We start from the raw sequence: 11321 nt of genomic DNA on the forward strand, positions 1-11321 counted from the left end.
TAGCAAAACATTTTCGATCCGCAAAGCCCCTTGTTGCAACTTCTTGAAAAAACTTTCGATTGCTCATTTCTTTGCTTGAATATCGGGCAGCAACATCGAGTCCGGTGCCAGGGTGCTCTCTCGCGGTGATTCTCGCAGTGAGTCTCGCAGTGAGTCTATTTATGGCGGCCCGCAAGCCATTGCAAGCGTAGTCGCTATAATGGCTGCATGAAAGATATCGGATCAATCTCGAAAAATGGCGGCGCCGCGCCGACGGTCAAATACGATATTTGTATTGTGGGCAATGGCGCCGTTGGCAAGGCTGCGGCGCTGGGTTTGGCGCAGACGGGTTTGCGCGTCGCCCTGGTGGGGATGGCGCAGCCCGCAACCGCATCTGTCGCATCGGCAGATGTGTGGGATACACGCGTGTACGCACTGAATCATGTGGCGCGCAGCTTGCTGTCGACGGTCAAGGTGTGGGATGCCTTGGATCCGGCGCGTATCAGCGCCGTGGAAGGCATGGCGATCAAAGGCGGGACTGACAGTGCAGCCGGGACTCTCACATTCGATGCTTACAGCGCGCATGTCGATGCGTTGGCATGGATAGTTGAAGATGGCAATCTGAACCAGGCGCTGGATGCAGCGCTGAAATTTGCCTCTAATGTGCGCGTGCTCAGCGGCCGCGTAAAGGCGATGCAAGTGGATGCGACGGCCGCGACTTTGCAGTTGGAATCGGGTGAAACCATCGACGCTGCCTTGATTGTGGGGGCTGACGGTGCGCAATCCTGGGTGCGGGGGCAATGCCAGATTGGCATCGATTACCGCTCATATAGGCAGCGCGGCGTGGTCGCCAATTTCGCTTGTGAGCAGCCGCATCACGGCATTGCCTATCAATGGTTTACCGAAACCGAAGGCATCGTCGCCTTATTGCCGTTGCCTGGACAGCGCGTCTCTTTGGTCTGGTCGGCGCCGGAGGCACTGGCGCTTTCCTTGTTAGAGGAACCGTTGTCGCAACTGGCCGCGCGCCTGTCAATGCTGGCTAGCGACAAGCTGGGCCAATTGCAACCCTTGCAGCCGGAACTGGCGCAAGCGTTTCCTTTATCCTTGCTCAAAACCCATGCTCTGGTGGCGCCGCGTGTTGCCTTGATCGGCGATGCTGGTCACGTGGTGCATCCGTTGGCCGGGCACGGCATGAATCTCGGTTTTGGCGATGTCACGGCTTTGATTCAGGTGCTGGCCGAGCGTGGTGTTCATCGCGATTGCGGCGATGAACGCGTGCTGGCGCGTTATGCCCGCGCGCGCAAGGAAGAAATATTGTTGATGCAAATGACTACCGACGGATTGGAACGATTGTTTGGTGTTGATATCGGTCCGCTACGTTTGCTGCGCAATCTCGGGTTGAACTTGCTGAATAATGTACCGGTCTTAAAAAGACAACTGATGACCCACGCTTTGGGTCGGGCAGCCGATAGCGAATAACCGGAATAACCGGAATAACTGGAATGATGATGAAAAAAATAAGCGCGATGTATATGGCCGTGGCGACCTTGGTGGCCCTGATGGGATTGTCGGTAAGCGTTGCCGGCGCCGAGACTTTGCAGGAAGCTGCGGTTAAGAAACTGATAGAACCGCGCCTGGGAGATGGCGCCAAGGTCGATGAAGTGACCAAGACTCCTTATTCCGGCTTGTTTGAAGTGCGTGTCGGCAAGGATATTTTTTACACCGATGCCGCAGCCAAGTATGTCTTTGTCGGCCGGATCATGGATGCACAATCTTCGCGCGACTTTACCCGGGAGCGGGTGGACGAGTTGAGCAAGGTGAATTTTTCGGATTTGCCGCTGGATTTGGCCATGAAAAAAGTCAAAGGTAACGGCAAACGTGTAATCGCTGTATTCGAAGATCCCAACTGCGGCTATTGCAAACGCTTCCACAAGACCACTTTGCCGGAAATCGATAACGTTACCGTGTATACCTTCCTGTATAACATCCTGGCAGAAGACTCTGCAGTCAAGGCCAGGAATGTCTGGTGCAGCGCGGACCGCAACAAAGCCTGGACCGACCTGATGGCCGATGGCAAAGCTGCCGCAGCGGCGCCGGCATCTTGCCAGGCGCCGAATGACAAAGTGCTGGCGCTCGGTCAAAAATTGAACGTGACCGGCACTCCGACGATTATCTTTGCCGATGGCTCACGCGTGCCGGGCTGGGTCGACGCCAAAACAATGGAAGCTAAATTCAGCTCTTTGAAATAGGCTGGATTCCTATTCTGAAACCCGTCATGGGCCCTCAACAATATAGTGGACAAATCGTCGGCCTATTGCTGGCCGCAGGCCGCGGCCGGCGTTTTGATCCTAGCGGTGTTCGCAGCAAATTATTGCAGCCGCTGCCGACCGCGTCCGGTCGGACCGTACTGGCATCTGCTGCCGGCAATTTGGCTGCAGCGCTGCCGATATGCGTTGTCTTGCGTCCTGGCGTAGCTGATCTGGTGACGCAAATTGCCGGCCATGCCTGGGTCCAGTGCGACACTGCCGACGACGGCATGGCGTCGTCGCTGGTCTGCGGTTTGCAACAAACCGTGGATGCCGCCGGCTGGGTGATTGCCCTGGCCGATATGCCTTATCTTCAATCAAGCACTATCCAGGCATTGGCATCGGCTCTGCGTCAGGGCGCTGACATTGCGGTGCCGACCTGTCAAGGCCGGCGCGGCAATCCGGTTGGTTTCAGCCGCAAACATTTGCCGCAACTGCTGGCATTGCACGGCGATCAAGGTGCGCGCAGCTTGCTGCAGGCATTTCCTGTGGTCGAGGTGGCGGTGAATGATCCGGGCATCCATCAGGATATCGACATCGTCGCCGATATACGACAGTGATCGGCAGAGGTTAGGCCTAATCCACACAATCCCGCTACACTAGCGTCTTTTTTGCGCAGCAGGTGATTAGCCTGTGCGAATCTGCAAACCGACGTTCCCTGACGAAGCCTCCAGATGAATCCACATTTCCTGAACAAACGCCTTATTCATTTACTCGGTTATGCCGGATTGATTCCGTTCGTGCTGCTGACGCTGGCATGCTGGCTGGTCAACGCCGACTGGCTCCGCGATTTCATTCGCGGCCAGCTTGCCTATGGCATCGCCGCCTTGTCTTTTCTAGGTGGAATCCACTGGGGCGCGGTGGTATTGCGGGCCGACTTGTCGGCGGATCACACGAAAAAAGCCCTGGTCTGGGGCGTGGCGCCGACCAGCATTGCCTGGTTCTCGACCATGGCCGGCGGTTTTGGTTTCGCTTTGCTGATTGCAGGTTTCATTGCGGCTTATCAGGCCGACAAACGCCTGTTCCCATGGTACGGCTTGCCGACCTGGTTTATTGAACTGCGTTTCAGATTGACTTGTGTGGCGGTAGCGGCGCTGATGCTAACCGTGATTGCCGGTAACGTTCGGGGATAAATGATGAAAAAAAATACTACCAGATTAATTACCAAATCCGCCCGCAGTGGCCTGAACAGCGGTCTCAACTACAGCATCATCGCTGCCGATCCGGCCGCGCATCTGTTTGCCGTTACGCTGACGATTGCTGAACCAGCGGCAGTCGGACAGATCGTCGCTTTGCCGGCGTGGATTCCCGGTAGTTACATGATCCGCGAATTTGCTCGCAATATCGTACAAATTCGCGCCGAATCGAAAGGCCGCAAGATCTCCCTCAAGAAACTCGACAAGCACTCATGGCAAGCGGCGCCGTGCGACGGGCCGTTGACCTTGCATTACCTGGTGTATGCGTGGGATCTGTCGGTGCGTACCGCGCATCTGGACCAGACTCACGGTTTCTTTAACGGTACCAGCGTATTCTTGCGCGTGGTCGGCCAGGAGAATACGCTGCACATCGTCGATATTCAGCGTCCGCAAGGCGATGCGTATGACGCCTGGCGCATCGCTACCGCGTTGCCGACGCTGAAAGCCAAGCGCGGTTCTTTCGGTAGTTATGTCGCCGCCAACTACGACGAACTGATCGATCATCCGGTCGAAATGGGCACCTTCCAGCTAGCCAGTTTCAAGGCGCATGGCGTGCCGCATGACATCGCGATTACCGGCAATGTGCCGAATCTGGACATGGCGCGCCTGAGCGCCGACCTGAAAAAGATTTGCGAAACCCAGATCGCCTTCTTCGAACCAGCCGGCAGCAAATTTGCCAAGCGCGCGCCGATGCAGCGCTACGTGTTCCTGACGCTGGCGGTGGGTGACGGTTATGGCGGGCTTGAGCATCGCGCTTCTACTGCATTGATCTGCGCGCGCGCCGATTTGCCGATCAGGGGACAGGCGGAAATGAGCGATGGCTACCGCACATTCCTCGGCCTGTGCAGCCATGAATATTTCCATACCTGGAACGTCAAGCGCATCAAGCCTGCAGCATTTGCGCCTTATGATCTGCAGGTCGAAAATTACACGCCTTTGTTATGGCTGTTCGAAGGTTTCACCAGTTACTACGATGATCTGATGCTGTTGCGCAGCGGCTTGATTGATCAACCGGCTTATTTCAAGTTGATTGAGAAAACCATCAACGGCGTGCTGCTAGGCAGCGGCCGGCATAAGCAAAGCGTGGCCGATTCCAGCTTCGATGCCTGGGTTAAATATTATCGCCAGGACGAAAACGCACCTAATGCGATTGTCAGCTATTACACCAAGGGCTCGCTGGTGGCGCTAGCATTGGACCTGACAATCCGTGGCGAAACCAAAGGCCGGAAATCGCTGGACGATGTAATGCGCGCCTTGTGGCAAAGGTATGGCCGCGATTTTTACGCAGACAATGCGTTGAGTGGCCGCGGCGTCGGCGAGGCTGCGGTCGAAGCTCTGTTCGATGAGGTAACCGGCCTCAAGCTGAAACGTTTCTTCGATCGTTATGTGCGTGCAACCGATGATTTGCCACTGGCGAAATTATTGGCGCCGACCGGCATTGTGCTGAGCGATAGCCGCAAGCCGGGTAAACCTTCGCTCGGCGTGCGCACTGCGCGCAATGGCAGCGATTGCAAACTGGCGAATGTGTATGAAGGCGGCGCGGCCCATCGCGCCGGTTTGTCGGCCGGCGACGTGCTGATAGCGGTCGACGGTATCCGGGTGCCTGGCAGTCTGGATGCGCTGCTGGCGCGTTACCGGGTTGGCGACACTGTCACCATCCACGCTTTTCGGCGCGATGAGTTGATGACTTTCAGAGTCAGGTTGCTGGCTGATAGCGCGCCGCAAATAGGCATTAAGGCAGACGCGAAACCGGCACTGGTGCCGGCGCTGCGTACTGCGTGGCTGGCAGGGCGTAGCGGACGTTAAGTGCCCACCCTACTGTTGAAAAAAAGCCGGAGCAGTTTGTTCGGCCTTTTTAATCGGCTTTCAAGCCATTCCAGCGTGGCGTCAGCGTGTGCTGGATGGCAAATAAATCCAGTACCCGCCCTAATGTATGGTCGACCATTTCCGCTATGCTTTGCGGCCGATGGTAAAACCCTGGCAGCGGCGGGAAGATAACGCCGCCCATCTCGGTGACGCTGGTCATATTGCGCAGATGCGCCAGGTTGAAGGGCGTTTCGCGTACCATCAGGACCAGGCGCCGGCGCTCCTTGAGGACCACATCGGCGGCGCGCGTGATCAGATTGTCAGACAGGCCGTTGGCAACCGCGGCCAGCGTTTTCATCGAGCAGGGCGCAATGATCATGCCGTCCGATTGAAACGAACCGCTGGCGATGGCCGCCCCGATATCGCGCACATTGTGCGCCACGTGCGCCAGTGCTTCGACTTGCTTGCGGCGCATATCGAGTTCCTGGTGCAGGTTGAGGACGCCGGCGTCGGAAATCATCAAATGGCTTTCGACGCCAGGTATGTCGCGCAACAGCTGCAGCAGCCGCACACCGTAGATGACGCCGGTAGCGCCGGTAATGCCGACGATCAGGCGGCGCGGCGGCTGGACGGCATCGACGGCAGGGCGGGGCGAGACCACTTGCGGTCTCAGGCCTTCAGCAAGGTTTGCAGTTCGCCGGATTCAAACATCTCGTTCATGATGTCGGAGCCGCCGACGAATTCGCCGTTGACGTAGAGTTGCGGAATGGTAGGCCAGTTGGAATAATCCTTGATGCCTTGGCGTACGACCGGGTCTTCCAGGACGTTGATGGTGACAATGTTCTCAGCGCCGCTGGTCTTCAATAACTGGATCGCACGGCCGGAAAATCCGCATTGGGGAAATTGCGCGGTTCCTTTCATGAACAGCACCACCGGGTTGCTGGTCACGGTTTCCTTGATCCACGCTTGTACATCGCTCATGGCAATACCTTAAAAAGTTTCAGAATACCGTCATTATATGAAAAAGGCCGTTGTGCTGCTGGTGAGTCTGTGTTCACGCATGGCTGTACGGCAAGATTCAAGCAGGATTCAACCAAGATTGCCTCGAAGAAGCATGAAAGTGTGGTGAATTCCGCACTTGTCAAGAGATTTTGACGAAAGTGCCGAGTCCATGTACAATCTCAGGTTCTCCCGATTCCGCCCAGCGATTTAGTGTTTGTTTGTCGCTGATTATGGTGTTTTAGGAAAGAAATTTTTTTAATAGTCTTCAATCATTTCGATGAGGTTTCATATGTACGCGGTCATAAAAACCGGTGGCAAACAATATAAGATTGTTGCCGGCGAAAAACTCAAAATAGAACAGATACCTGCAGACATTGGCACCGAACTCACTATTGATCAAGTGCTCGCAGTTGGCGCTGGTGACACCATTAAGTTTGGTGCACCATTGGTCGAAGGTGCTACGGTGTCGGTTAAGGTATTGGCGCAAGGTCGCCACGATAAAGTCAAGATCTTCAAAATGCGTCGTCGTAAGCATTATCAGAAGCATCAAGGCCATCGTCAAAATTACACCGAAATTCAAATCGTTTCGATCAACGCTTAATTGCGTAAATTAATTGCGTTAATTAATCGCGTCGATTGACTTAACTAGATACCAGGAGTTTTAAATGGCACATAAAAAAGGCGGCGGCACTACGCGCAACGGCCGTGACTCAGAGTCAAAGCGACTCGGCGTCAAGGTCTACGGTGGCCAAGCGATCAACGCTGGCGGCATCATTATTCGTCAACGCGGCACTAAGACGCATCCAGGCGAAAATGTTGGCATGGGCAAGGATCACACCCTGTTCGCACTGATCAACGGCAAAGTACAATTCGTAACCAAGGGCGCTACCCAGCGTAACTACGTTACTGTCGTAGCAGCTTAAGTTTCTTTAAGCTTCGACATAAGCAAGGCTGTATAGCCTTGTTGCGAAAGGCTCTGCCGCTGGTAGAGCCTTTTTAGTTTCTGGTCGTAAAACACTGAAAACACTCTTCAGACAGCTTGGAACGCGAAGCCTACTCACTCCGCCTGTGGCGAGTTGCATCTGAAAATAATGGCATTATTGCAATGCCGGTTGTAGCCTGTGCTGCAACGATTACCAAAAATCGGTAAAGTTGCCTGTGTCTTTCAATAAGAATTTAACCTCCAACCTCATTAGGACCTTCGAATGAAGTTTATAGATGAAGCAAAAATCGAAGTCATTGCCGGCGATGGCGGCAATGGGGTTGCGAGTTTTTGCCGTGAAAAATTCCGCCCGTTTGGCGGCCCTGACGGTGGCGATGGCGGCGTAGGCGGCAGTATCTGGGCCGTTGCCGACCGCAATATCAACACGTTGGTCGATTATCGTTTTTCCAAGATGCATCGCGCCGGTCGCGGCGAAAACGGCCGCGGCTCGGATTGCTACGGCAAGGGCGCCGACGATATCAAGCTGCGCATGCCGGTTGGCACGCTGATCGTTGACGTCAATACCGGCGAAGCAATCGCCGACCTGACCGATCACGGGCAAGAAGTATTGCTGGCCAAGGGCGGCGAGGGCGGCTGGGGCAATATCCACTTCAAGTCTTCGACCAACCGCGCGCCGCGCCAGAAAAGCGACGGCAAGGAAGGCGAACGCCGCGAATTGCGGCTGGAGCTGAAAGTATTGGCCGATGTCGGCTTGCTGGGCCAGCCGAACGCCGGTAAATCGACGTTCATCACGGCGGTGTCCAATGCCCGTCCGAAAATCGCCGATTACCCGTTCACCACGCTGCATCCGAATCTCGGCGTAGTGCGTGTCAGCCACGAAAAAAGCTTCGTGATCGCCGATATCCCGGGCCTGATCGAAGGTGCGGCGGAAGGCGCCGGACTGGGTATCCAGTTCCTGAAGCATTTGCAGCGTACCGGCTTGTTGTTGCACATTGTCGATCTGGCGCCATTCGAAGACACGGTCGATCCGGTCAAGGAAGCCAAGGCGATCGTCAAGGAATTGAAAAAGTACGATCAGTCGCTGTTCGACAAGCCGCGCTGGCTGGTGCTCAACAAGATCGACGTGATCCCGGAAGGCGAGCGCGTCAAGCGCGTCAAGGATTTCATCAAGCGTTTCGGCTGGAAAGGCCCGGTATTTGAAATTTCCGCGCTCAACCGCGACGGCTGCCCGGAACTGGTGACGGAAATCTACGGCTATCTGGCCGAGAAGCGCCAGCAGGAAACCCGCTCGGAAGAGACGCATATGGTGGCGGAAGCACAAGCCATCCTGTCGATCGATCCAGACGATCCTCGCTTCAAGATACTAGACTAAGCAAGTAGTTGGCGGCTGATGTCTGGCGGAGATTCTGATCTGGATACCCGTCGGCGTTGGCCTTATTTTTTCTGCCGCCTTGTCGAATATTCAGGTATCGGTCGAGGTGGCCGCGATAGATGAAAATATGAATTCCGTCATTCAAAAAGCCAAGCGCATCATCATCAAAGTCGGATCCTCCCTGGTAACCAATGACGGTAAGGGCCTGGATGCCGGCGCCATTGCCAAATGGGCAACCCAGATCGCCGAGTTGCGGGCGATGGGCAAGGAAGTGGTTTTGGTCAGTTCCGGTGCGGTGGCGGAAGGCATGCAGCGGCTCGGTTTCGATAAGCGGCCGACCAGCATCGACGAATTGCAGGCTTGCGCCGCGGTTGGCCAGATGGGCCTGGCGCAGATCTATGAAACCAGTTTCCGTGCCCACAATATACGTACCGCCCAGGTACTGTTGACGCACGCCGATCTGGCCGATCGCGAACGCTACCTGAATGCCCGCTCGACGCTATTTACCCTGTTGCGCTTTGGCGTGGTGGCGATCATCAACGAGAACGACACCGTTGTCACCGATGAAATCAAGTTCGGCGACAACGATACCCTGGGCGCACTGGTTGCCAACCTGATCGAAGGCGACGCCTTGATCATCCTGACCGATCAACGGGGTTTGTACACCGCCGATCCGCGCAAAGACCCGAATGCCGAGTTTGTGCATGAAGCGAAAGCCGGCGATCCGGCGCTGGAAGTGATGGCGGGCGACGCCGGCACCAGCATCGGCCGCGGCGGCATGATTACCAAGATATTGGCGGCCAAGCGCGCCGCGACTTCGGGCGCCCACACTGTGATTGCCTGGGGCCGTGAAGATGCGGTGCTGACGCGGCTTGCCGGTGGCGAGGCGATCGGCACGCAATTGACCGCGCAAACGGCGCAACTCACCGCACGCAAGCAGTGGATGGCGGATCATTTGAAAACCGCAGGCAAGGTCATGCTGGATGCCGGCGCCGTGCAAAAATTGCGCAACGAGGGCAAATCTTTATTGCCGATCGGGGTGACTGCGGTGTCCGGAGAGTTCGGCCGTGGCGACGTCATTACCTGTACCGATGTAGATGGCCATGCAATTGCGCGCGGCATCAGCAATTACACCAGTTCTGAAGCGCGCCGCATCATGCGCCATCCGTCGGCGGAAATCCAGTCGATCCTGGGTTTCGTCGAAGAGTCGGAGCTGATTCATCGGGATAATATGGTTTTGCTTTGAGCAACATAAGCAGCAAGCGAGGTTAATAACAGTCTCGGACAATAAAAAACGGCTCCCCAGATTGCAGGAGCCGTTTTTATATGGGGAGCCGGGATTGCCGATCAGCTGCCCGGTTTGATCGGGCGATTGTTGCGCAGCCTGTTACGGATATCTGCAACTTTTCCCGCCACCGCACCATCCTGGCAAAGATAGTCTTTGGCCAATGCGGCATGTTGCCGGTTTCCGGACACTTCCCTGATCTGTTTCCAGCCGCTTATGCGTGACCGCGACCAGCTGCCATCCTTCTGGCCAAATGCGTATAGCTTGTTTTCAGCAGTCTGGCAGCGGATTCCCTCGTAGCTGATATTTTCAGCACCGCCCTGGCTCTTGCTGACCAAGGTGTAACGGACCACGCCATCGCTGCCGACTGATATCGAATTGATATCGATGAAGAATTTCATCGACGCGGTCGGGCCGACGTCAAGCTGCGCCAGATTGGCTGCCTGCGGGATTGGCGGGATTTCTGTCTTGACTTCCTGCCATGATTTTCCATCGTCGTCGTCGTCGTCGGGCAAGCCTTGATTTGATTGCGGGACAGCACTTGGGTAGAACGGATCGGTAGCGGCATGCACGTGTGCAGCGGCGCCCAGCAACAGCAGGCTGGCGGCCAGTGCCAGTATCTTCTTTGCAGCAGGAATACGGACGGCAAAATCAAAAACCATGGAGGCGCTCACTTCTTTTCGGGTTCGGCACAGGCCGGGGGAGATTCAGTCGATGTCGATGCGCGCGGCCCGTGGCCGGTGCGCAAATGACGGGCGTGATGCGGCACATTTTGCAACGGGCGGGTCAGGAAACGTGATAATTCTTGCAGGGCGCGCTGGTATACATCCCGCTTGAATTCGATCACGACATCCAGCGGAACCCAGTAATCATGCCAGCGCCAGGCGTCGAATTCGGGGTGTTCGGTCAGGCGCAGGTTGACATCGCAGTCGCGTCCCACCATGCGCAGCAGAAACCAGATCTGTTTCTGGCCGCGATAATGGCCGCGCACATCACGCTTGATAAAATGATCAGGCACCTCGTAGCGCAACCAGTCGCGCGTGCGGCCGATGATCTTGACGTGTTCCGCTTTCAGCCCGATTTCTTCCTCGAGTTCGCGAAACATCGCCTGCTCCGGGGTTTCACCGTATTTGATACCGCCTTGTGGAAATTGCCACGAATGTTCACGCACGCGCTTGCCCCACCAGACTTCGTTCTGGGTGTTGAGCAAGATAATGCCGACGTTCGGGCGAAAGCCTTCACGGTCAAGCATGTTGTTACCTCAAAACTTTCTGCGGCCGGGCGGCTCTACTGCTTATTCTGCTAGATTCTTGCTTGCCGTCATCATTGCGGAACAGAGCCATAAAGCCGTCAAGGCCAGGTGCAGAGCTCGGTCCTCGCCCGACTAGGCGCGCAATTTGTCCTGACCTGTCGCAACAATGGCCAGAACATT

Annotated in this window: 13 protein-coding genes; 9 read left to right on the plus strand and 4 right to left on the minus strand. The window is 55.8% G+C overall.

Features of this window, described 5'->3' with window-relative positions:
* Window positions 1-207 precede the first annotated feature (207 nt).
* From KHU29_RS13665 to KHU29_RS13685, 5 genes are all read left to right on the plus strand, one after another.
* The gene (locus KHU29_RS13665; protein ID WP_211453343.1) at window positions 208-1458 is read left to right on the plus strand and encodes an FAD-dependent monooxygenase; all 1251 of its coding nucleotides are present in this window, start codon (window positions 208-210) and stop codon (window positions 1456-1458) included.
* 29 nt (window positions 1459-1487) lie between these two features.
* The gene (locus tag KHU29_RS13670; RefSeq protein WP_211453344.1) at window positions 1488-2228 is read left to right on the plus strand and encodes a DsbC family protein; all 741 of its coding nucleotides are present in this window, start codon (window positions 1488-1490) and stop codon (window positions 2226-2228) included.
* Between the two features lie 26 nt (window positions 2229-2254).
* A complete protein-coding gene (locus KHU29_RS13675; RefSeq protein WP_211453345.1) occupies window positions 2255-2845 on the plus strand; it encodes a nucleotidyltransferase family protein in 591 nt (196 codons plus the stop codon).
* A 114-nt stretch (window positions 2846-2959) separates the two neighbouring features.
* Window positions 2960-3418, plus strand: coding sequence for a DUF3429 domain-containing protein (locus KHU29_RS13680; protein WP_092415226.1), 459 nt, complete (start codon window positions 2960-2962; stop codon window positions 3416-3418).
* Between the two features lie 3 nt (window positions 3419-3421).
* Window positions 3422-5287: a M61 family metallopeptidase gene (locus KHU29_RS13685; RefSeq protein ID WP_211453346.1), complete on the plus strand. Its 1866-nt coding sequence runs from the start codon at window positions 3422-3424 to the stop codon at window positions 5285-5287.
* 49 nt (window positions 5288-5336) lie between these two features.
* Here KHU29_RS13685 and KHU29_RS13690 read toward each other — a convergent pair whose 3' ends face one another.
* Entirely contained in the window at window positions 5337-5948 is a 612-nt protein-coding gene (locus KHU29_RS13690; RefSeq protein ID WP_211453347.1) for a UbiX family flavin prenyltransferase, read from the minus strand.
* A gap of 8 nt (window positions 5949-5956) precedes the next feature.
* A complete protein-coding gene (gene grxD / locus KHU29_RS13695) occupies window positions 5957-6268 on the minus strand; it encodes a Grx4 family monothiol glutaredoxin (RefSeq protein ID WP_061944363.1) in 312 nt (103 codons plus the stop codon).
* A gap of 310 nt (window positions 6269-6578) precedes the next feature.
* Between grxD and rplU the strand changes: the two genes are divergently transcribed.
* From rplU to proB, 4 genes are all read left to right on the plus strand, one after another.
* Window positions 6579-6890: a 50S ribosomal protein L21 gene (gene rplU / locus KHU29_RS13700; protein WP_038493216.1), complete on the plus strand. Its 312-nt coding sequence runs from the start codon at window positions 6579-6581 to the stop codon at window positions 6888-6890.
* 64 nt (window positions 6891-6954) lie between these two features.
* On the plus strand, window positions 6955-7212 hold the full coding sequence (gene rpmA / locus KHU29_RS13705; protein WP_092355440.1) for a 50S ribosomal protein L27: 258 nt from the start codon (window positions 6955-6957) through the stop codon (window positions 7210-7212).
* 282 nt (window positions 7213-7494) lie between these two features.
* The gene (gene obgE / locus KHU29_RS13710) at window positions 7495-8604 is read left to right on the plus strand and encodes a GTPase ObgE (RefSeq protein WP_211453348.1); all 1110 of its coding nucleotides are present in this window, start codon (window positions 7495-7497) and stop codon (window positions 8602-8604) included.
* A gap of 127 nt (window positions 8605-8731) precedes the next feature.
* Window positions 8732-9850, plus strand: a complete 1119-nt coding sequence (gene proB / locus KHU29_RS13715) for a glutamate 5-kinase (RefSeq protein WP_211453349.1) — start codon at window positions 8732-8734, stop codon at window positions 9848-9850.
* A gap of 101 nt (window positions 9851-9951) precedes the next feature.
* On the opposite strand, the gene KHU29_RS13720 is transcribed toward proB, so the two are convergent.
* On the minus strand, window positions 9952-10551 hold the full coding sequence (locus KHU29_RS13720) for a CNP1-like family protein (RefSeq protein ID WP_211453350.1): 600 nt from the start codon (window positions 10549-10551) through the stop codon (window positions 9952-9954).
* An 8-nt stretch (window positions 10552-10559) separates the two neighbouring features.
* On the minus strand, window positions 10560-11141 hold the full coding sequence (locus KHU29_RS13725; RefSeq protein WP_211453351.1) for an RNA pyrophosphohydrolase: 582 nt from the start codon (window positions 11139-11141) through the stop codon (window positions 10560-10562).
* Window positions 11142-11321 lie beyond the last annotated feature (180 nt).

Source organism: Collimonas antrihumi (genome assembly GCF_018304965.1).
GTDB lineage: Bacteria > Pseudomonadota > Gammaproteobacteria > Burkholderiales > Burkholderiaceae_D > Collimonas > Collimonas antrihumi.

Bases quoted from the DNA above. Each gene is read 5' to 3' on its own strand.
- KHU29_RS13665 (WP_211453343.1), top strand. From the start codon at position 208: ATGAAAGATATCGGATCAATCTCGAAAAATGGCGGCGCCGCGCCGACG.
- KHU29_RS13670 (WP_211453344.1), top strand. From the start codon at position 1,488: ATGAAAAAAATAAGCGCGATGTATATGGCCGTGGCGACCTTGGTGGCC.
- KHU29_RS13675 (WP_211453345.1), top strand. From the start codon at position 2,255: ATGGGCCCTCAACAATATAGTGGACAAATCGTCGGCCTATTGCTGGCC.
- KHU29_RS13680 (WP_092415226.1), top strand. From the start codon at position 2,960: ATGAATCCACATTTCCTGAACAAACGCCTTATTCATTTACTCGGTTAT.
- KHU29_RS13685 (WP_211453346.1), top strand. From the start codon at position 3,422: ATGAAAAAAAATACTACCAGATTAATTACCAAATCCGCCCGCAGTGGC.
- grxD (WP_061944363.1), bottom strand. From the start codon at position 6,268: ATGAGCGATGTACAAGCGTGGATCAAGGAAACCGTGACCAGCAACCCG.
- rplU (WP_038493216.1), top strand. From the start codon at position 6,579: ATGTACGCGGTCATAAAAACCGGTGGCAAACAATATAAGATTGTTGCC.
- rpmA (WP_092355440.1), top strand. From the start codon at position 6,955: ATGGCACATAAAAAAGGCGGCGGCACTACGCGCAACGGCCGTGACTCA.
- obgE (WP_211453348.1), top strand. From the start codon at position 7,495: ATGAAGTTTATAGATGAAGCAAAAATCGAAGTCATTGCCGGCGATGGC.
- proB (WP_211453349.1), top strand. From the start codon at position 8,732: ATGAATTCCGTCATTCAAAAAGCCAAGCGCATCATCATCAAAGTCGGA.
- KHU29_RS13720 (WP_211453350.1), bottom strand. From the start codon at position 10,551: ATGGTTTTTGATTTTGCCGTCCGTATTCCTGCTGCAAAGAAGATACTG.
- KHU29_RS13725 (WP_211453351.1), bottom strand. From the start codon at position 11,141: ATGCTTGACCGTGAAGGCTTTCGCCCGAACGTCGGCATTATCTTGCTC.